This is a genomic window from Butyrivibrio fibrisolvens (genome assembly GCF_037113525.1).
GTDB classification, from domain to species: Bacteria; Bacillota; Clostridia; order Lachnospirales; family Lachnospiraceae; genus Butyrivibrio; species Butyrivibrio fibrisolvens.
Map to the genome: position 1 here is coordinate 359176 of NZ_CP146963.1, position 23244 is coordinate 382419.

The following is a 23244-nucleotide window of genomic DNA, read 5'->3' on the forward strand; positions in this document are numbered from 1 at the left end:
TTAGATTAAAGTTGATGGGAGATATTTGATGATCAGATTAAATAAAGTTTATGTATATAACTGGGGTAAGTTTGATGAACCAACCCTCCTTCCGATTGGCGATGTGACTTTATTGTCAGGTGCCAACCAGGCAGGTAAATCACAGATAATCGATGCTGTGATGATGGTACTTACAGGTAAGAAGAAGGGAATCTTTAATAAGGCTGCCGACAAGCATTCAGCAAGAAATGTTGAGAAGTACCTTTACGGATACTGGGCATCCAATAACCAGGAGAAGTTCCTTCGTCATGACGGCTTTTTTACAAGCTATGTTGTGCTTGAATTCTATAACGATGTCAAGGATACATATTTTTGTGATGGCTTTGTAGCTGACTGTCCTCAGGATCACACAAGACATACAGAAAGATGGATGTCTTTTTCCGGAAAAGGAATTCCTGAGAATCTTTTCGTGCTTGATGATATGGCACTTAATATCAGCGAGCTCAAGAGATTCCTTGGAACATACGTAGGTGAAGAGAATTACCATTTCTATACAGATACAGAGTACAGTAAGTACATAATGGCAGCCTATGGTCAGATCAGAAGCGAGTATATCTCTCTTCTTAAAGCAGCCGTATCCTGCAGTATCGGTGAGAACCTGAACATCGGAAGTTTTATTACTGATTCTATATGCTCTGTCAATGAAAGTGTAGATCTTACTTCTATTAGAAGTACTATCCATGATTATTACGATCTTAGAGACAGAGCCCAGTCAAGCCGCAGAAAGCTTGAAAAGCTTGAGAAGATCAGACAGTCCTACGATGTATATCACGAGGATGCTGTTCTTGTTAAGACTTTGGACTATGCCCTTCTTCGTGACGAGCAGAAGATCCTTGAAAACAGTATGGAAGCTTCTCAGAATCTTATCGAGCAGCTTTCCATGGATATAAATCAGGCCAAGGCCATGAACGAGACCAGGAAAGACAAGCAAAAGCGCCTTCAGGAGAAGATCGGACGCGTTCATGAAGAACTTGGTAAGTCTGATACAGAGCAGATCAAGCAGGGCCTTCAGAATGAGAAGAATGCAGCTGATGAAAAGAGAAAAGGCTACCTTGATAATCTCGAAAGTGTTCACAAGACAATAAGGAGCCGCGCAGGAAGCTGGCTCATGCTTTTGATGGAAGCTGAGAATGCCGGTTTTACCTGTGATGAGGAGTATAAAAAAATCCTTGAAAAGGCTCAGAATGTTAAAATAGAAGATCTTGCTTCATATCCGGAGGAAGACGTAGATAATAAGATCGGAAATCTATATCAGGAGCTTGCTGCATTTCATGCAAAGCTTAAGACAAGAAGCGTAGAGATCGATGCCCTTATCAAAGATCAGGAAGATAAGATAAGCGCTCTTGCAGGTAATCAGAAGCAGTATCCTAAAGAGACGCGGGGACTTAAAGACCTCCTTGAAAAAGAGCTTTCAAAGAAGTTTAAAAAAGACGTTGAGATACCTATTTTTGCAGACCTCTTAGAGGTTCGTGATCAAAGCTGGCAGGCAGCGGTAGAAGGATATCTTGATAATCAGAGGTTCGACCTTTTAGTTCCTGAAGAGTATTATGATGATGCTCTTAAAATATACAGAACAGCTAAGGATAGCCTTCGTGCCTACAAGTCAGGTCTTATTGATATTAAAAGGATCAAGGAAAACTGGAAGGGTAGTGCAGAAGAAGGTTCACTTGCTGATGAGCTTGTAACTGACAACGAAGATGCAAGAATTTATGCTGACTACAAGCTTGGCTTTATCATTAAGGTCGATAATACAGAAGATCTATATAAGCATAAATGTTCTATAACTAAAGACCTTCTTATATACAAGGGATTTGTTACAAGAGGAAAGCAGGCGAGTCAGACTTTCTATATTGGTAAGAGCGCTTTAGAGCAGCAGGAGAAAGAGTCTATGGATGAGCTTACAAAGCTTAATGAAGAAAAAGACACTGTTGAAGCCAACCTGTCTGTTACCAAAATGAACAGGGTAGAAAAGTGTCTTGTAGACAAAGACTTTTTTGACAATGCTATAAGCCATGTGGAAGATATCGAGACTCTTGAAGCAAGGTCTCTTGAGCTCCTTAGACAGATCGGAAATGTTGATACGACCCGTGATGAAGAGCTTCATAATGAGCTTAAGGGTCTTACTGCAAGACTTGAAGAGATCACAGAAGAGATAAGAGTCAGCAGCATTGAATGCGGACGAGCTGAGAACAAGATAGAAAGCGAGCAAAGAAAGATCGCAATAGCAAGAGATGAGGTCACAGCTCTTGAAAGTCAGGCACTTGACGGATCAAGATTTACAGCCGAGTGGCGTATGAATGTTGGCGATCCATGGATAAGAGAGGATTCCGGTCAGAACAGACGAGGAAGTCTTAAGAAGATCCGTGATGCCCACACAAGAATGAGACAGGATGCTCTTGAAGCGCAGTCAAGGCACTTTACATCTGTAAGGAGACTGCGAACTGCCTATAACCAGGAAGAAGTCGCAGGCTTTGATCCTGACAGAGAGTTCGATAACGAAGAGTACGATACAGAGTATAAGCGCCTTTCAGAAAGCGGCTTTACAACCTTTGAGGATGAGATCGAAAAGGCTGCTCAGAAGGCTACCAATGAGTTCAAGGTAGAATTTATTGGTAAACTGAAGTCCAATATTCAGAAGGCTCAGGAACAGATCGACGCGGTTAACGAGGTACTTTCTTCCAAGTGGTTTGGTAATGTTAAGTACAGGCTTATCCATGAGAAGGCAAGAGGCTTTGAGCGCTTCTATGATATGTTCATGGATCCTAACCTTGTTAAGGTTGATCCTGACCTTCCGGGATACGGCGGAATATCCATTTTCTCAGGCTTTTTTGAAGAAGCCCACAAGGACGAACTTGATGAACTTCTGCAGCTTATAATGGATGAGAAGAACCTGACAACTGAGCAAAGACTTACAAGAGAAAAGAAGCTTGAGATGTATACAGACTACAGAACCTATCTTCGTCTCGACCTTTGCTCAATAGACCACTCAGGATCCAGCAAATATATGTCTGACGTAATCAGGGATGAGTCAGGATCAGGTATCCAGACACCTTATTACATTGTCATGTTTGCAGCCATAGCACAGAAGGTTCGTGCAGCACAGGGAGAGAATACACTTAGAGTTGTAATCCTTGATGAAGCATTCAATAAGATGGATGAAAGTAAGATCGCAGCATCAATAGAGCTTCTTAAGAGCTTTGACCTTCAGCCTATATTCTGCTGCGTACCTGAAAAGGTTAAGGTTATAGCTCCTAAGGCTGATATAACCAATATCGTCATGATGTATACCGATAAGAGTAGTTATGTTGAGCATTTCCTTGACGGAGAAGCCCTGACACGCATTGTGGAAACTGCTTAAGAAAGAAGATTATCTTTAATTAATCGCCTGGAATATTAATTATTTTGAACTAATACATAAAGGTAAAACTGCCGATAAGTTATATGCATGCGGAATAGACAAAATGATATATATTTTGTTGTGGTGTAGATAATCTTTTTAGGAGGTGGATATGACTAAAACAGAGGCGGTTGATAAGAATTTATCCCCAGAGCAGCTCCAAGATGTCGTATCCAGAGGGCACGTTTACAATATGCCTTTTGAAGTGAATCAGTACGTTTATATGATCACTGGCGGAAGGGCGCTTAAGGTTGTTGTAACGGATATTGGAGTTGGCTCCATTCAGCTCAATGGTCAGTGGTACACCTGGGAAGAGATGGAAAATAAGGGCGGAGTTTATGAAGCAGAGTTTGATGCCCTTACAGCTATAGCTCAGATGATGTAAGAATCTAAATGAATCTTGACTCGTATTTTACGTGGCTATATAATTAAAAGGCGCTGTACAAGCGCCTTTTTCTAGTGCTCCGTACGGAGCAACTTGTACGCATTACATTTTCATAATAAGGAGACGTATCAAAGTGGTCGTAATGAGGCGCACTCGAAATGCGTTTGTCCGCAAGGGCACGCGGGTTCGAATCCCGCCGTCTCCGCTTTTAATATACGAAAAGAGCCGTTACTTTTGATGGCTCTTTTTTATTTTAAGCTTTCTGAACAGGCTAATATGAACAGGATATAATGAGGTAGGTGTCAAAAGTTCCTTTTGACACCTTATGACTAACGGATTGTTCCGTTTCTTCGAAACTCTCACAATCCTAAAACATTCGCAAATCCGCACTACGTGCTACTTTGCTCATGTTTTGCGGGTCATAAATTCATATTCGATTTCGAGCAAGCTCGAATCGAAATGACTTTTGACCCTTACGTCATATAATATACTTATCATAAACGATAGAACGTTCATTCAAATCATTAGAAAATAAGGCATCTTTTAAGAAATATTAATGAATTGTTATTGAAGCGATTAACGAAATATCATATAATTACTAACGCGGGTAGAGGAGTCCAACCACCTTTTGTTGTAGTTGTGTTTAAGGAGGTTACAGTATGTATTTTAGGACGAAGACTATCGTAAAAACTCTCACCGCGATTCTTATGGCTATGATCATAGCTGTTATTCCACCTTTTAGTGTAGATTCAAATGCTAAGGGATCAAAGAGTAGTACTGACTTTGAGGAATATACTGTAGTTGATATCGATGAGACAACTGTTAAGATTGTTGATATTGATGAGGATGGAGACTGGGGCTATACTCTTAAAGTTTCAATTGAGAATAACTCAGATGACATTACTTATATGTATTCTGCAGAAAGCGCATCATTAAATGGTGTATGCGTAACTCCATACTTATATACCGAAGTTAAACCCGGCAAAAAAACAAATGAAGATCTTGAATTCTATCTTTCAGAAGAGGAAGAGGAACTTATAGGAGAAGTTACAGATATATTTATTGTAATGCATGCCTATGATTCAAATGACTGGTCTGCAGATGATATCTTCTATGAAGAGTTCCATATTTATCCAAAGGGCGAAGACAACGCAGAAATAGTTGAAAGAGAAGATGAAGATTCCGATATCATCCTTGCTGAAAATGATGATATAAGACTCGTTCTCACAGGAACAGAGATGGATGAGTACTGGGGCTATGAGCTTAAAGTATATCTTTTGAATGATACAGATCAGAATGTTGTATTCACAATTGATGATGCTTCAATCAACGGATATATGATCGATTGCTACTGGGCTGAGTGGCTCCTTCCAGGCACACAGGCACTTAGTGATATCGATTTCTATCCTGAAGATCTTGAAGATATCGATATAGAAGATGAAGATGATATCGAACAAATAGAATTCACATTCCGCGTATACGATGCAGACGATTATTACGCAGATGATATCTATTCAGAAGAGATCACAATTGAAATCGACTAAGTATATGTTGAGAAGAAGAGAAGGATTAAAAGTAACACTACTATGGATGGGGATGATTAAAGATTCCGCGGGGTAAGCGGATAGAAGGTATTAGTAAAAAATGAAATCCGGTATTATATATAGTCTTCGGTAAGATTCCAAGGACTATAATAATACCGGATTTCTTTTTAATTATACGACCACCTCATTGGAAGTTGATTTATCTTTGATAAATCAACTTCTAGAGGTTCTCTTTTAAGAGAACCTCCTTTATCTACGATAATTAGCAGAAGGCGACAAACTCATCGGAAGTCGATTTATCGCAGATAAATCGACTTCCAGAGTTTCTCTTCTTCTTGCCTCACGGACATGAAAATTGTTTACAATTTTCATGTCTAGAGATTCGCTTTATGAAATAAAGTGAATCTCATTCGACATCTGCTAGAGCCTCAATGTCTTCTTCGCCTGTACGGATCTTTACAACCTTACCAACGTTGTAAACGAAGATCTTACCATCGCCGATGTGACCTGTGTAAAGTGCACGTTTTGCAGTCTCGATTACCTTATCTACAGGAATCTTGGCAACTACGATCTCCAGCTTAACCTTAGGAAGAAGTGTTGCATCCATTTCAACACCACGGTATCTTTCGCCGGCGCCCTTCTGAATACCGCATCCCATAACCTGTGTTACTGTCATACCGGTTACACCAAGATCGTTCATAGCTTTTCTGAGCTTGTCATAACGTGAAAGCTTAGCTATGATTACAACCTTATGGATACCGGAATCAGCTTCAGGGTATGTAGGAGCTTTGATAACCTTAACAGATGCATTCTTAAGTGCTTCAGAAGCTTTATCGTATTCCCCGATACCAAGATCTGTATTTTCATTTTCCTCCATCTCCATTCCTGTGATATCCATAATGGAGAAGCCTGCATATGCAGATGAAAGACCATGTTCTGTAACATCAAGGCCTGAAAGCTCTTCTTCTTCAGAAGCTCTAAGTCCAAGTGTAGCTTTGATAACTGCGAAAGTGATAATGATAGTAACTACTGTCCAGGCGATTGTTGCAAACATACCGATGAACTGGATTCCAAGGAGCTTAAATCCTCCGCCATAGAAAAGACCTACCATCTCGTTTCCGTTTGCATCTGCAACGCTATATCCAGGAACAGAATTAGTTGAGAAAAGACCTACTGCAATAGTACCCCAGATACCGTTCATCATGTGTACTGCTACAGCACCAACAGGATCATCAATTCTAAGTACGTTATCAAGAAGCCATACACCAAATACTACAAGAAGTCCTGCTACAACACCTATTACGATTGAACCAAAAGCATCTACTGTATCGCAGGGAGCTGTGATAGCTACAAGACCTGCTAGTGAAGCGTTGAGACACATTGAAACATCAGGTTTACCATACTTGATCCATGTGAAGATCATACATACAACTGTTGCAACTGCAGGAGCGATAGTTGTTGTTACGAAGATGTCACCGAGCTGTTCAAGAGATGTAGCTGCTGCTCCGTTGAAACCATACCAGCCGAGCCAGAGGATGAATACACCAAGAGCACCGATCGGAATGTTGTGTCCAGGGAAAGCATTAACTTTAGTGATCTTACCATTTGCATCCTTAGTAAACTTACCGATACGAGGACCAAGCATCCAGGCACCGATAAGTGCACAGATACCACCAACCATGTGGATACAGTTAGAACCTGCAAAATCGTGGAATCCCATCTGAGCAAGCCAGCCACCGCCCCATGTCCAGTGAGCTTCTACAGGGTAGATAACACCTGAGATAACAGCTGAGTATACGCAGTAAGAAATGAATCTTGTTCTTTCAGCCATAGCACCGGATACGATAGTTGCTGTTGTTGCGCAGAATACAAGGTTGAATACAAAACCTGACCAGTCGAAATCTGCGTAGTGTGAGAAGATATCAAAGTTTGGAAGTCCAACAAGACCAAACAGAGCATCTTCTCCAAGGAAAAGACCAAAACCTATAAGGATGAACATTACTGTTCCGATACAGAAGTCCATAAGGTTTTTCATAATGATATTGCCGGCATTCTTAGCTCTGGTAAAACCTGTTTCAACCATTGCAAAACCAGCCTGCATCCAGAATACCAGTGCAGCACCTGCCAGGAACCACACACCAAATATCTGCGAGTTCACGTAAGATAGAATTTCTTCACTCATAATTATTCCTCCCTAACTGAGCGATGATTGCTCAAACTTTTTTGTATTAAAAAAGCGCTGGTAGAGCATTTAACTCTATCAGCGCCATTGCTGGATTTTCCATTAAATCGGAAGTCGAATTATTGAAAATATCACCTGGAAGTCGATTTATCTCTGATAAATCGCCCTCAATTACCCGGAAGTCGATTTATCTCTGATAAATCGCCTTCCAGAGTTTCTTTTCTCTGAAAAGAAACTCCTTATTCCGAGAAGAGTAAGTCTGCATATACTGGGAATGGCCAGTACTGCTCGTCCACAACTGCCTCAAGTGCATCTGATGCACTTCTTGCCTCGGCCATATCCTTAAGGATTGTCTTATGAAGGTACTTCATAGCCTTATCAGGATCTGCAGGAACCTTGGCAAAATCAGCTTCAAGCTTGCTGCATGCAGCTGCAAGAGCATCTGTAAGTGTAGCAGTATTAGTTGCAGTATTCTTTTCGTATTCAACTACAACACCGGCTGCCTTAAGTGCAGCAGCTCTCTGGCACAGCTCAGCTGTATAAGCAGATGCTGCAGGAAGGATCTGACGGTGAATCATGTCGATCATAGTACGTGCTTCGATCTCGATTGTTGCATTGTAGGTCTCTACGTGGATAGCACCTCTTGCACGAACTTCTTCCTCTGTGTATACGTTGTTCTTTACATACAGATCGATGTTCTTCTTTGATACATATTCAGGAAGAGCATCAGCTGTAGATACAAGGTTTGCAAGACCTCTCTTTGTAGCTTCCTTAACCCATGATGCATCATAGCCGTTACCGTTGAAGATAATTCTCTGATGATCTGTAAAGGTCTTCTTGATAAGCTTCTGAAGATCTGTCTGGAAGTTCTTGCTCTTTTCAAGCTTATCTGCAAACTCTTTAAGCTCCTGAGCCATGATAGTGTTAAGTGCAATGTTAGGACCGGAGATTGACTGTCCTGAACCAAGCATACGGAACTCAAACTTGTTACCGGTAAATGCCATAGGTGATGTACGGTTTCTATCAGTATTGTCCTGAGGAATAGAAGGAAGAACATCAATACCGATCTGAATTGAATGCTTGCCTGATCCCTTGTAGGACTTACCATTGATGATACTCTGAACTACAGCGTCAAGCTCATCACCAAGGAAAATAGAGATGATAGCTGGCGGTGCTTCCTGAGCTCCAAGTCTGTGGTCGTTACCTGCAGATGCTACAGTACATCTGAGTGCTTCCTGATATTCATCAACACCCTTTACGAATGCTGCAAGGAAGAGAAGGAACTGAGCGTTTTCGCCTGGAGTTGAACCTGGTTTGAAGAGGTTCACACCTGTATCTGTAGAAAGTGACCAATTATCATGCTTACCTGATCCGTTTACTCCTGCGAATGGCTTCTCGTGAAGAAGACATACAAAACCGTGTCTGTCAGCAACCTTCTTCATGATCTCCATAGCAAGCTGGTTCTGATCGCAGGCTGCGTTAGCACCTGAATATACAGGAGCCATCTCGTGCTGAGAAGGAGCAACCTCGTTATGCTTTGTCTTAGAAAGAACGCCAACCTTCCAGAGTTCTTCATCAAGATCTTTCATATAAGCTGCAACTCTTGGCTTAAGCTGTCCGAAGTAGTGATCTTCAAGTTCCTGTCCGCGTGGTGGCTTGATACCAAAGAGTGTACGGCCTGTGAGCTTTAAGTCTTCACGTTCGTTATAAAGTTCCTTATCTACAAGGAAGTATTCCTGCTCAGGACCAACCTGTGCGATAACTCTCTTACTCTCTGTATCTCCGAAGAGGCGCAGGATTCTGATAGCCTGTCTTGAAACCTCATCCATAGAACGAAGGAGAGGAGTCTTCTTATCAAGAGCCTGTCCTGAGTAAGAGCAGAAGATTGTAGGAATGCAAAGTGATCCATCTTTAATGAAAGCAAAAGATGTAGGATCCCATGCTGTATATCCTCTTGCTTCGAATGTTGCACGAAGTCCTCCTGAAGGGAAAGAAGAAGCATCGGGCTCACCTCTTACAAGCTCCTTACCTGAGAAGTCCATAACGATCTTACCGCCGCCTGCAGGAGAAATGAAGCTGTCGTGTTTTTCAGCAGTAACACCTGTCATTGGCTGGAACCAGTGTGTATAGTGTGTTGCTCCCTTTTCTACAGCCCACTGCTTCATGGCCTGTGCAATTTCATTTGCAGTAGCCAGGTCAAGTGGCTCCCCGTTAGTGATGCATTTTTTCCATGCCTTGTAAGATTCACCGGAAAGACGTTCTTTCATTGTCTCTTCGTTAAATACATTGCTTCCAAAAAGCTCCGGCAATCCCTTTTCTTCGATCTTCATGATCCACCTCCGTATTTTTAAATTGCTGTTAATGAACTTAAATCAAAAAGGGCGCCAAATGATCCGCTACTTGCGATACCAATTTGGCGCCTTTGCCTGTCAAGTCTTATAAAAATAAGACCCTGTATGCATTTTTGAAATAAAAATGGGCAGTTGGGATATGTATCCCACTGCCCGGCCTCATTGTCGAAACAATTGATAGACAGATAATAATCCCCCAAAAATAATTTGTCAACTAGAAATTTTTAAAAAAATCAAATAAAAAACTTTTGAAAATTAAATTTTTATTTTGTTTATGGGGCTGAAAAGGGCGTATTTCTTTAATAAAATAGCGTTTTAACGGTTTAAATCATCAAAGTATCAGTTTATAATAATGATATTTACGGTTGACAAACCAATTGGTCTGCTGCATAATTACAAAAAATTGAATCGGGTTTATGAATTTTATTTCAATAACTCTAATGGGATAAGAGTCTTAGTTCGATATTTAAAATATAGTTTGAAAATAATAAATATATATGCAACGAGGATGTTGCTCTGCGCTATTTAATTAGTGCGAGCTGCGTCCTCTTTTTTTATTGAATAAAGTAATAAAAATAAGGGAAAAGGGAACAGATTATGTCACAGGTAAACCAAAGTAACTATAGTGATCTTAGTCAAAAAGAGTTTTGGCAGATGGAACATGATGCATGTGGTATCGGTGCTGTCGTAAATATTGATGGCCATACTGACAATAAGGTTTTGGATGATGCTCTTACCATAGTTGAAAAGCTTGAGCACAGAGCCGGTAAGGATGCCAGTGGCAAAGTCGGTGACGGCGTAGGTATTCTTACACAGGTCTCTCATGCTTTTTTCAAAAAAGAAGCCAAAAAGCTTGGGATTAACGTGGGACATGCAAGAGATTATGGCGTTGGTATGTTCTTTTTTCCACAGGATAATCTTAAGAGAAGATTCGCTATGCGTATGTTTGAGGTCATTACAGAAAAAAATGGCCTTAAGTTCCTTGGCTGGAGAAAACCTGAAGTTCATCCTGAGATCCTTGGCGATGTTGCAAGAGACTGTATGCCTGAGATCATGCAGTGCTTCATCGAAAGACCAAAGGATGTATCAAGAGGAATAGATTTTGACAGAAAGCTTTACGTTCTTCGTCGTGAGTTCGAGCAAAGTTCTGATGATACATATATTACATCCCTTTCTTCAAGAACTATCGTATATAAGGGAATGTTCCTTGTATCTCAGCTTAGATTATTCTATGAGGATTTAAGAGATCCTGATTTTGAGACAGCTATTGCGATCGTACATTCACGTTTTTCTACTAATACAACACCAAGCTGGGAGAGAGCACATCCATACAGATTCATCGCCCATAATGGTGAGATCAATACTATAAGAGGTAATAAGGACAGAATGCTTGCAAGAGAAGAGACTATAACATCTTCTCCTCTTGGAAGTGATCTTGATAAGGTATTCCCGGTTATCTCTGCTCAGGGATCAGATTCAGCTATGCTGGATAATACGCTTGAGTTTATGTATATGAATGGTATAGATCTTCCACTTGCAGTAATGATGACCATTCCTGAACCATGGAAGCACAATCATTTCATGGATGATGACAAAAAAGACTTCTATCACTACTATGCAACAATGATGGAGCCATGGGATGGCCCTGCTGCAATTTTATTTACAGACGGAGAGATCGTTGGTGCTACTCTTGACAGAAACGGTCTTAGACCAAGCCGCTATTACATTACAGATGATAACAGACTTATCCTTTCATCTGAAGTTGGTGTACTTGATATAGAGCCTGAGCATATCACTGTTAAGTCACGTCTTCAGCCGGGCAGGATCCTTCTTGTAGATACAAGCAAGAAGAGGATCATCTCTGATGAAGAGTGTAAGCAGTATTATGCAAGCCAGAATCCATATGGTGAATGGCTCGACAGAAACCTTATGCTTCTTAAGGATCTTTCTATTCCTAATAAGAAGATACCTACACATACTCAGGAGATGAGAGATAAGCTCTATAAGGTATTTGGTTATAGCTATGAGGATGTTAAGACAGGCATTCTTCCAATGGCAACTAATGGTATAGAAGCAACTGCTTCCATGGGCCATGATGTACCACTTGCAGTTTTGTCTGAGAGAAGCCAGCCTCTTTTTAACTACTTCAAACAGCTTTTTGCCCAGGTTACAAACCCTCCGATCGATTCACTTCGTGAAGAGATTGTTACTGATACAACAGTTTATGTTGGTTCAGACGGTAACCTTTTAAATGCAAGTTCAGAAAACTGCAGAGTGCTTGAGATCGATAATCCTATTCTTACAGGTGTTGATATCATGAAGATCAAGAACCTGGATCAGCCCGGTCTTAAGTCTAAGGTAATATCACTTCTATATTATAAGAATACACATATTGAAAAAGCACTGGATCAGCTCCTTGTATCAGTAGACAGAGCGTATGCAAAGGGCTACAACATTGTGATCCTTTCTGACAGAGGAGTAGACGAAAACCATGTTCCGATCCCGTCACTTCTTGCTGTATCAGCAGTTGAGCAGCACCTTGTTTCTACTAAGAAAAGAACTGCTGTTTCGATCATCCTTGAAAGCGGTGAGCCTCGTGATGTTCATCAGATGGCAACACTTCTTGGATTTGGTGCAAGAGCAATAAATCCTTATCTTGCTCATGAGTGTATCGCAGAGCTTATTGATATAGGAATACTTGATAAGGACTACCACACAGCGATCGCTGATTACAACAGTGCGATCCTTCACGGAATCGTTAAGACAGCTGCTAAGATGGGTATCTCAACACTTCAGTCTTACCAGTCAGCAAGAATATTTGAGGCTATAGGACTTAGTAAGGACCTTATCGATAAGTATTTTACCGGAACAGTATCAAGAGTAGGCGGAATCGGTCTTAAAGAGATAGGAAGTGAAGTTACACTTCGCCACGATCATGCTTTCGATCCTATGGGTCTTGTTACAGATACCAGCCTTGACAGTATGGGATTCCATAATCTCAGAAGCGGAGATGAGAAAGAGGATCACCTTTATAATCCTCAGACTATCATCGCTCTTCAGCAGGCTACAAGAACTGGTGATTATAACAGATTTAAAGAATATACAGCACTTGTTGATAATGAAAAGCCTCATACACTTAGAGGACTTCTCACATTTGAACATGTAAACAAGCCTATACCGATCGAAGAGGTAGAACCTGTATCTGAGATCGTTAAGAGATTTAAGACAGGTGCCATGTCCTATGGATCTATCTCAGAGGAGGCTCACGAGACACTTGCTATTGCCATGAACAGACTTGGCGGTAAGTCCAATACAGGTGAAGGCGGCGAGAATCCTAACCGCTTTGGAACAGAGAAGTGCAGCGCAATTAAGCAGGTTGCATCAGGTAGATTTGGCGTTACAAGTGAATACCTTATTAATGCAAAAGAGATCCAGATCAAGATGGCACAGGGTGCTAAGCCTGGTGAAGGTGGTCACCTTCCTGGCGGAAAGGTTTATCCATGGATCGCGGAAAGAAGATATTCAACACCGGGTGTTGCTCTTATATCACCGCCTCCGCACCATGATATTTATTCGATCGAAGATCTGGCTCAGCTTATATACGATCTTAAGAATGCCAACAGAAAGGCAAGGATCTCAGTTAAGCTCGTTTCAGAAGCTGGTGTTGGAACTATAGCATCAGGTGTTGCCAAGGCCGGTGCCCAGGTAATCCTTGTATCAGGTTATGACGGAGGAACAGGTGCTGCTCCTCAGAGTTCTATCCATCATGCAGGACTTCCATGGGAGCTTGGACTTGCAGAAGCGCACCACACTCTAATAGAAAGCGGACTTCGTGAAAAGGTAATCATCGAAACAGATGGTAAGCTCATGAGCGGAAGAGATGTTGCGATCGCAGCGCTTCTCGGAGCAGAAGAGTTCGGCTTTGCTACAGCTCCACTTGTAACAATGGGCTGTATGATGATGAGAGTCTGCAACAAGGATACATGTCCTTTTGGTATCGCAACTCAGAATGCAGAGCTTCGTAAGAACTTTAAGGGTAAGCCTGAATATGTTATGAACTTCATGAATTTCATAGCTCAGGAACTTCGTGAGATCATGGCAGAGCTTGGATTTAAGACAGTTAATGATATGGTCGGAAGATCTGACTGCCTCAAGATGAAGGATCATCAGATAACAGAAAGAGCTGAAACTGTAGATCTTAACATGGTCATCGATTCATCTTATGCAAAGGTGCCTGGAAGACATTTTGATCCATCCAAGGTTTTTGATTTCCACCTTGAAAAGACAATTGATGAATCTGTTCTTCTTTCCAAGTTTAAAAAAGCGCTTAATACCGGAGAGGCTACAAGCGTAAGCGTAAAGATAAGCAGTACTAACAGAACAGTAGGAACAATCTTTGGATCTGAAGTTACTGAAAAGTTTGGAGAAAGCCTTCCTGAAGATACCTTTACAGTTAACTGTGAAGGTGGCGGTGGTCAGTCATTTGGTGCATTCCTTCCTAAGGGTGTGACACTCAGACTTTCTGGTGATGCCAATGATGGATTTGGTAAGGGACTTTCAGGAGGAAAGCTTGTTGTAGTACCTCCTAAGGGATCAGTATTCGATTCTTCTAAAAATATTATTATCGGTAATGTTGCACTTTATGGTGCTACATCCGGTAAAGCTTATATAGCTGGTGTTGCAGGAGAAAGATTCTGTGTCAGAAATTCAGGCGCTGTTGCAGTTGCAGAAGGATGTGGTGACCACGGTCTTGAATATATGACAGGAGGACTTGCAGTAATACTTGGATCTACCGGAAAGAATTTCGCAGCAGGTATGAGCGGCGGTATAGCTTATGTTCTGGATGAGCAGCATGATCTTTACAAGAGAATGAATAAGAACATGGCATCTTTAAATGAGGTTACTGAAAAGTATGACATCGAGGAGCTTAAGAATGTTCTTGAAGATTATGTAAAAGAGACAGGCTCTGAGCATGGAAAGAAGATACTTGATAATTTTGAAGAATATCTTCCTCATTTCAAGAAGATAGTTCCTAACGACTATCAGAAGGTCCTTGCAGCGATCAGTAAGTATGAAGAGCAGGGTCTTAAAAGAAGTAATGCGGTTCTTGAAGCCTTTAATGAAATAACACATAAAGGAGCATGATCATGGGCAAGTCTACAGGATTTATGGAATATAAAAGAGTTGATGAAAACTCTGCAAGCGTTAAAGACAGAATAAAGACTTTTAATGAATTTCACAGACATTTAAGTGAAGAGGACAGAAGGCAGCAGGCATCAAGATGTATGGACTGCGGCGTTCCAATGTGCCAGTCAGCTATAAAGCTTAAAGGTATGGTTACAGGATGTCCTCTCCACAATCTTATTCCTGAATGGAATGATGAGATATATAAGGGACATTATGAACATGCTCTTTCAAGACTTTTAAAGACCAGTAATTTCCCTGAATTTACCGGAAGAGTATGCCCGGCCCTTTGTGAAAAGGCCTGCATATGCGGTACGGTAGAAGATTCAGTAACCATTCATAACAACGAACTTTTCCTCATAGAAAAGGGCTTTGAAGAAGGTTACATGAAGCCAAGGATTCCGCTTGTAAGAAGTGGTAAAAAGGTTGCTGTTATCGGAAGCGGCCCTGCCGGACTTGCAGTAGCAGACCAGCTTAACCACAGAGGACACAGCGTAACTGTTTATGAAAAAGATGACCGTGTAGGCGGACTTCTTATGTATGGTATTCCTAATATGAAGCTCCAAAAGGAAGTCATCATCAGAAGACAAAAGCTCATGGAATCTGAAGGAGTAGTATTCAAAACATCTGTTGATGTTGGTAAGGATATTAAGGCTTCTGAACTTCTTAAACAGTTTGATGCAGTTGTTCTTTGTTGCGGTGCTAAGAATCCAAGACCTCTTGCTGCTGCAGATATGAAGAATACAAATGGTATATATTATGCAGTTGATTTCCTTAAGTCAACTACTAAGGCCATCATTGGAAGCGGAGCACTTCTTCAGGATAAGGTTACGCTTTCATCTGCCAAGGAGAATTCCTATATAAGTGCAAAAGACAAAAATGTAGTTATCGTTGGCGGTGGTGATACAGGTAATGACTGCGTAGGAACATGTATCAGACATGGTTGTAAGTCAGTTACCCAGATTGAAATGATGCCATGTCCTCCTACAGTGAGAGCTGCTTCTAACCCATGGCCTGAATGGCCCAAGGTCTTAAAGACTGATTATGGTCAGGAAGAAGCCATCGGAGTATTTGGAAGCGATCCAAGAATCTATGAGACAACTATCAAAGAAGTTATCGCAAAGAACGGAAAGCTTCTTGCAGTAAAGACCGTTAAGGTTAAGTTCGATAACGGTAAACTCGTTGAAGTTCCTGGAACAGAGAACACCATTAAATGCGATCTGCTTCTTATAGCGGCTGGCTTTATCGGTTGTCAGGAATATGTTGCCAAGGACTTTGGCGTAGCTCTTTCAAATAGAAATACAGTATCAACTGCTGACCCTGATCTGTACAATACCAATGTCAAAAAGGTATTTACTGCAGGTGATATGCACAGAGGTCAGTCCCTGGTAGTATGGGCTATCGCAGAAGGAAGAGCCTGTGCTAAGGAAGTTGATGAGTATCTTATGGGATACAGCAATATGTAAGGAAATTTGGCCGATGCCCCTGATATAATCCTCGGGCTACCTTGCCACTCGGAGTAGGGGCTTTGGCTGAACGCTTTGTGATAATCGTAAAATATAAGTTTTATTACGCATTCACATACGATGCCCCTGAACACTCCTCGTACGGATAACGCCCGAGGATTATATCAGGGGCTTTGGCCAAATTTTATCGCAATTTTCTACAAAAGAAGAAGCTAATTAGATATAACAAGGAGGATACTAAAATGTGCACAATACTAGGATTTTGCAGCAGAAGAGCAAAAGAGGAAGTTTGTGAAAATATGCTGCAAAAATGTGCTTCAAGAGGACCGGATATGGCCAGAGTTCAGAGGGTTGAAGAGGGTGTTCTTGGATTTGGAAGATTATCAATTATGGGACTTTCAGAGGCTGGTATGCAGCCTTTTAATCATAATGGCAATACAGTTGTATGTAACGGTGAGATATATGGTTTCAGAAAGCTAAAAGACTATTTAAAAGGTATAGGTTACAGCTTTAAATCTGACAGTGACTGTGAGATTCTACTGCCACTTTATGAAAGACTTGGAACATCCATGTTTTCGCTTCTTGATGCAGAGTTTGCTCTTATCATCTATGATCACAAAAAGAGGACCTTTGTAGCAGCAAGAGATCCGATCGGAATCAGACCTCTTTATTATGGGTATGATAAGGACAGCTGTATCGTATTTGCATCTGAGCCTAAGATGCTCACAGATGTATGCGATAAGATAATGCCATTCCCTCCAGGATACTATTATGAATACGGTAAGTTCATAAAATATGCAGATCCTTCAAGCGTGGAAGGTGAGTATACAGATGGAGATCTTGAGGATATTTGTAAAGGTATACACGACAGACTTGTAAAGGGCATTGTAAAAAGACTTGATGCTGATGCAAATGTCGGATTCCTTCTTTCAGGCGGACTTGATTCTTCACTTGTATGCGGCGTAGCTGCAAAAATTATGGATAAGCCTCTTGAAACTTATTCTATCGGTATGGATATCGATGCTATTGATCTTAAGTATGCAAGAGAGGTTGCTGATTATATTGGAAGTAACCATCATGAAGTTATTATTTCAAGGGATGATGTTATCGATGCTTTAGAGACTGTTATCAAAACTCTTGGAACCTATGATATTACAACTATAAGAGCGTCGATCGGTATGTACCTTGTATGCAAGTGGATACATGAAAATACTGATACAAGAGTAATCCTTACAGGCGAAATCTCAGATGAGCTTTTTGGATATAAATACACAGATTTTGCACCTTCTGCACAGGACTTTCAGGACGAAGCTGCAAAGCGTATCAGAGAGCTTCACATGTACGACGTTCTTCGTGCTGACAGATGTATCTCTGTAAACTCATTAGAGGCCAGAGTTCCATTCGGAGATCTTGATTTTGTAAACTATGTAATGGGTATAGACCCGGAACTTAAGCTTAATACATATGGCATGGGCAAATATCTTTTAAGACATGCCTTTGAAGAAGATGAAGTGATCCCAGAAAACATCCTTATGCGTGAGAAGGCAGCCTTCTCTGATGCGGTTGGACATTCACTTCGCGACGACCTTGTAGAGTATGCAGAGAGCCTTTATACAGATGAAGAGTTTGAAGCGGGCTGTGAAAAATATGACTTTGCAAAGCCTTTCACTAAAGAATCTCTTCTCTACAGAGATATCTTTGAGAAATACTATCCTGGTAATGCACAGATGGTAGCAGACTTCTGGATGCCTAATAAGGAGTGGGAAGGCTGCGATGTAAATGATCCTTCTGCAAGAGTACTTGCAAACTACGGCGCAAGCGGGGAATAATGAGTTTATCTGCGATAAATGAGTTGATCAGAGATCAACTCTGTCAATTGACAGCGCAAGCGCTGCCAATTACCGCGCTATGTGCACCCTAAGGTGTTTACTTATAATTAAGGATCTATTCGTTATATGAGATGGCTTTTTGATCATCTTATATAGGCGGATAGATCCTTTTTGTAAATTCGTTTATTTTGCTATGTTTTTGCCTTTTTCATACTTTAATTTAGCAAGTTCGCGGTGGCAAAATTTTGATGAATAATATATAATATCTCACATATAATTTTGGGGGACGGGGTTATTTTTAGTCTATGAACAGTCAGGATTTAAACTTGATTCAAAGGAAAATTGCAGGTTATCCGGAAAGACTTGGTAAGATGCAAAAGCGCTACGGCGCGGTCTTTGCTCCAAATGCATCGGAGATTTCTTCAGCCATTAAAGGATTAAATGCATATATGTTGCAGTTGCAGGTTAACAAAGGCTCTTTTTTAAAGTTAAAGGAAGAGATAGAAGGCGACGCTGCAAAGCTTGAAGAGATCGAAAAGAGCCTCGACAGGGCAGAGCTTTCAGAATCTGTAAGACTTAGTCTTGTTCAGGTGATGCACGCCAAGGCAACTGCAAGTGATTATGTTAATTCGATAGATGCTCAGCTTGATGTGGCAGCTGTCGCCAAAGAAAAGCTGGAACTTGCCCAGAAGCAAAAGAAAACAATAGATGTAATTAATCTTCTTACAATGATTCAAAAGGGAGATGGATATAGATTATGAAAATAAAAAATGTAGTAAAGAGTGCTTTGGTATTTATTTGCGGAGTAGCAGCGGTTGTAGGTCTTTTAGTTTACTCCAGTGATATGATCATAAATTTTGGAATCGTGATATACAGGATCCTTATGATAGCAGCTATAGTAGTGGCTATTGCCGGAGCTCTTTTTACAGGTATACCTGTTATAAAGTATGTCACTGAAAGAAATAAAAAGCTTCAGGAAGAAGCTAAGAAAAAGGCTGAAGAGGAAGAACTCATCCGAAGAAAGAAGGAAGATGTCAGAGGCCTTGTTAATCAGCTTATTATAGATGAGCCTGACTTTGCAGAGCCTGGACATGTCTTACTTAAGTATATGAATCAGATGGATGAGTTTGTTGAAAGAAACGACAAGCTTTTTACCATAAATGATATGAAAGAGTTTGAGGGTATGAGGGATATCATCTCTCAGGCCAAGAATGCTCTGTACCATAACTGCAGAGGGGCTGTAAATCTTTTTGTGGCTCTTGAGAGTTCAGGAGAATTTAAAGCAGAGTTTGACAAGGTGATAGAAGAAAATGAGGAGCTTATCAAGAATTCACAGAATTTTCTTTTAGAGCTTGCCAGATATACAAATGAACAGAATGAAGATACGGATGCCGTTACGCTGGTCCAGGACTATGCAAGCGCGATCAGTCAGTCTTTAAGGCATACGTATAACTAAAAAGTTCTGTAATTTATAAGAAAAGAGGAGAAAAGATGAGAAAAGGGAAGTTTTTACAGGGGGCACTTGCGCTTACTTTGGCGCTTACAGTCACAGCATGTAATGGCAGCATGACTTCAAATTCAACACTTGAAAATGCGCTTAGCTATGATGATGCTGTTACTGAACTTAATACTTTTGTTAAAAAGATCGACCCTAAGACAACAACAGCAAGACTTGATGTGGATATGGATAATGCATCAGTTGCAGATTCACTTGCTGACATTTCGACTTTTGATCTTGTGCTTGAAGGAAGCGGACAGATCAACATTGAGATCGCAGCTCCGTCAGAATTCAGCGGATCATCCTATCCTGATGAGTGGCTTGTGGCAGTTGGTAAGAAGTTTAACGAAGCCGGTTACACAGTAGATGGCCAGAGCGTTTCTGTTTCTATCAGAAAGATCTCATCAGGTGAGACACTTACTTATATCACTAGTGGCGGATATCAGCCGGATCTCTACATTCCATCCAATGAGATGTGGGGAGATATGCTTGTTTCAAGTGGTGTAAGTGCAACAAAGTTAACTGACAGGATCGCTGGTAATACAGCAGGAATCCTTATGTCCAAGGATGTTTATAATACTTATAAAGAAAAGTACGGTGATGTAACTGTTGATGGTGTTCTTAAAGCGGCTATCGCAGGAGATCTTGTATTTGCTTATACAAATCCGTATACATCTGCAACAGGCATGAACATTCTTTGTTCCATGCTTCATGCATTTGACTCTTCCAACCCCCTTTCAGACAGTGCCGTAGATCAGCTTGTCCAGTATCAGAACAATGCACCGACAGCTGCTTATACAACATCTATTCTTAAAGAATCTGCTGCAAAGGGTATCATTGATGCAATGGTAATGGAGGAGCAGACCTACATTAACACACCTGAGCTTAAAGACTATGTGTACACTCCTGCAGGTGTTCGTCATGATCATCCTGTATATTCTTTTGGCTGGACAGATGATAATGAGCTGGAAGTTGCTAATTTGTTCGTTGAGTATTGCCAGAATAGTGACAGCCAGAATATGGCAAAAGAGAGAGGCTTTAATCTTCATGAGGATTATGTTTCTGAGGATTATGGAATGAGCGGTTCTGATTATCTTTCTGCTCAGAAAGTATGGAAGACCAATAAGAACGGAACACGTCCTACAATTGCAGTCTTTGTTACAGATGTTTCCGGCTCAATGAGCGGAACACGTATCAATGCTCTTAGAGAGTCACTACTCAATACAATGCAGTATATTGATTCAAACAGCTATATCGGACTTGTAAGCTACAGTGACAAGGTTTATATCAACCTTCCTATCGGCCAGTTTGATAACAAGCAAAGAGCATATTTCAGTGGTGCTGTCAAAGATCTTGAACTTGGTGGTCAGACAGCAACATATGACGCAGTACTTGTTGGAATGAAGATGCTTATTGATGCAAGTGAAGAAATTCCGAATGCAAATCTTATGCTTTTCGTTCTTTCAGACGGAGCACAGAATGCAGGCTATGAGCTTAAGAGGATCACTCCTATAGTAGGAGGTCTTGGAATCTCTGTTTATACTATCGGATATGAGATGACTGAGTCAGACAAAAAAGATCTTCAGACACTTTCTTCTATCAATGAAGCAGTTTGCATTGATGCAAGTTCTGATGATATCGTTAACGAACTGCGAAATCTGTTCAACGTTAATATGTAATTGGTTGACAAAACCGGCATTTGGCGAAATAATAATTCGGTGTTAATGATTACATGCTTTAATTTGTTTTCATCTGAATAATGTAAGTATTTTAAAGAAAAGCTGACAAAGGCGCCAGGGATTCTCATTATTTCCTGCACCCTTTGATCAGCTTTTTTGATTTGTTATATGTACTTTTGAAAATCTGTGACTGCCGCGGATTTTATGAAAGAACAATCTGGCAGGCAATATTATAAGTTTTGTAGGAGACTATGATGTTATCAGAAGATCGAATTGGCGAAGAGTGTGGTGTATTTGGCATGTATGACCTTGATGGGGGTGATGTTGCAAGATCCATCTATTATGGACTTGAGTCGCTTCAGCACAGAGGTCAGGAGAGCTGTGGTATTGCGGTAAGCGATACGAAGGGACCTAAAGGAAAGGTCTTTTCCCATAAGGATATGGGCCTTGTTAATGAAGTCTTTACAGGAGAGGATATAGAAAAGCTGGCAGGCAATATAGGTGTAGGCCATGTCAGATATTCTACTGCCGGATCTTCTGTAAGAGAGAACGCTCAGCCTCTGGTTCTTAATTATGTTAAGGGTACGCTTGCCCTTGCTCACAACGGTAATCTTACCAATGCTCCGGAACTTAGGCAGGAGCTTGCATACACAGGAGCTATCTTCCAGACTACTATCGATTCAGAGCTTATCGCTTATCTTATTGCAAGGCAGAGGCTTAAAACCGGCAGCGTAGAAGAAGCTGTTGCTCTTGCAATGCCCCAGATAAAGGGCGCATACAGCCTTGTTATCATGTCCCCCCGTAAACTTATAGGTGCAAGAGATCCCCACGGTTTCAGACCTCTTGTCCTTGGCAAAAGAGATAATGCATATATTTTTGCTTCAGAAACCTGTGCACTTGATACTATTGATGCTGAGTATATTAGAGATGTTGAGCCGGGCGAAATTGTAACGATAACAGCTGACGGCCAGATCCTTTCCAATAAAACAAGATGTATCCCTGAAAAAGAGCATGGGCACTGTATCTTTGAATATATCTATTTTGCAAGACCAGATTCTGTTCTTGATGGTCAGAGTGTATATGATGCTAGAATAAAAGCAGGAAGATTCCTTTACAAGGATGATCCGATAGATGCCGATATCGTAGCCGGCGTTCCTGAATCAGGTAATGTGGCAGCGCTTGGTTATTCCATGGAATCAGGAATTCCATACGGACAGGTGTTTGTTAAGAACTCTTATATTGGAAGAACCTTTATAAAGCCCGGTCAGAAGAACCGTGAGAGTAGTGTAAAGGTTAAGCTTAATGCTCTTAACCATGCAGTAAATGGTAAAAGAGTTGTTATCATAGATGACTCTATCGTTAGAGGTACGACCTCCGACAGGATCATCAGAATGCTTCGCGACGCAGGAGCTAAAGAAGTTCACATGAGAATTTCTTCACCTCCATTCCTGTGGCCCTGCTTCTTTGGAACTGATATTCCTGCCAGAGAGCAGCTCATTGCATATAACAAAAGTATAGAAGATATACGAAAGATAATAGGGGCAGATACCCTTGGTTATCTTGGCCTTAACAGACTTAAGGAACTTGTTGATAATAAAATGTCCATCTGCGAAGGATGCTTTACAGGTAAATACCCGGAAGAGCCACCGACAGATGATATTCGTGGCGAATTTGAAGCTTGATATAACAA

12 protein-coding genes and 1 tRNA gene are annotated in these 23244 nt (G+C 40.9%); 11 read left to right on the plus strand and 2 right to left on the minus strand.

The window, feature by feature from the left end; all coding sequences use genetic code 11:
- Positions 1-28: 28 nt before the first annotated feature.
- The 4 genes from WAA20_RS01420 (at position 29) to WAA20_RS01435 (ending at position 5365) form a co-directional block, all read left to right on the plus strand.
- Positions 29-3397, plus strand: a complete 3369-nt coding sequence (locus WAA20_RS01420) for an ATP-binding protein (RefSeq protein WP_073390431.1) — start codon at positions 29-31, stop codon at positions 3395-3397.
- A 151-nt stretch (positions 3398-3548) separates the two neighbouring features.
- Positions 3549-3821 carry a hypothetical protein gene (locus WAA20_RS01425; protein ID WP_073390430.1) on the plus strand — a complete coding sequence of 91 codons (273 nt, stop codon included), beginning with the start codon at positions 3549-3551 and terminating at the stop codon, positions 3819-3821.
- Between the two features lie 119 nt (positions 3822-3940).
- Positions 3941-4026: transfer RNA gene (locus tag WAA20_RS01430), tRNA-Ser, on the plus strand.
- Between the two features lie 454 nt (positions 4027-4480).
- Entirely contained in the window at positions 4481-5365 is an 885-nt protein-coding gene (locus WAA20_RS01435; protein WP_073390240.1) for a hypothetical protein, read from the plus strand.
- A gap of 406 nt (positions 5366-5771) precedes the next feature.
- Here the strand turns inward: WAA20_RS01435 and WAA20_RS01440 are convergent, their stop codons facing one another.
- Positions 5772-7547: an ammonium transporter gene (locus WAA20_RS01440; RefSeq protein ID WP_073390238.1), complete on the minus strand. Its 1776-nt coding sequence runs from the start codon at positions 7545-7547 to the stop codon at positions 5772-5774.
- Positions 7548-7786: 239 nt separating this feature from the next.
- The gene (locus WAA20_RS01445) at positions 7787-9877 is read right to left on the minus strand and encodes a glutamine synthetase III (RefSeq protein ID WP_073390237.1); all 2091 of its coding nucleotides are present in this window, start codon (positions 9875-9877) and stop codon (positions 7787-7789) included.
- A gap of 618 nt (positions 9878-10495) precedes the next feature.
- Between WAA20_RS01445 and gltB the strand changes: the two genes are divergently transcribed.
- The 7 genes from gltB to purF all read left to right on the plus strand — a co-directional run bounded on the left by gltB (position 10496) and on the right by purF (position 23236).
- Entirely contained in the window at positions 10496-15043 is a 4548-nt protein-coding gene (gltB, locus tag WAA20_RS01450) for a glutamate synthase large subunit (protein WP_073390235.1), read from the plus strand.
- 2 nt (positions 15044-15045) lie between these two features.
- The gene (locus tag WAA20_RS01455; protein ID WP_073390234.1) at positions 15046-16548 is read left to right on the plus strand and encodes a glutamate synthase subunit beta; all 1503 of its coding nucleotides are present in this window, start codon (positions 15046-15048) and stop codon (positions 16546-16548) included.
- Positions 16549-16790: 242 nt separating this feature from the next.
- Positions 16791-18377: an asparagine synthase B gene (asnB, locus tag WAA20_RS01460; protein WP_073390232.1), complete on the plus strand. Its 1587-nt coding sequence runs from the start codon at positions 16791-16793 to the stop codon at positions 18375-18377.
- A gap of 305 nt (positions 18378-18682) precedes the next feature.
- On the plus strand, positions 18683-19138 hold the full coding sequence (locus WAA20_RS01465) for a hypothetical protein (RefSeq protein ID WP_073390231.1): 456 nt from the start codon (positions 18683-18685) through the stop codon (positions 19136-19138).
- Complete coding sequence (locus WAA20_RS01470) at positions 19135-19833, plus strand: hypothetical protein (protein ID WP_073390229.1); 699 nt, start codon at positions 19135-19137, stop codon at positions 19831-19833. Before WAA20_RS01465 ends, WAA20_RS01470 begins: the two co-directional genes overlap by 4 nt.
- A gap of 35 nt (positions 19834-19868) precedes the next feature.
- Positions 19869-21554 (plus strand): VWA domain-containing protein, encoded by a 1686-nt coding sequence (locus WAA20_RS01475; protein WP_073390228.1) that lies wholly within the window; start codon positions 19869-19871, stop codon positions 21552-21554.
- A gap of 254 nt (positions 21555-21808) precedes the next feature.
- A complete protein-coding gene (gene purF / locus WAA20_RS01480; RefSeq protein WP_242951237.1) occupies positions 21809-23236 on the plus strand; it encodes an amidophosphoribosyltransferase in 1428 nt (475 codons plus the stop codon).
- Positions 23237-23244: the final 8 nt, after the last annotated feature.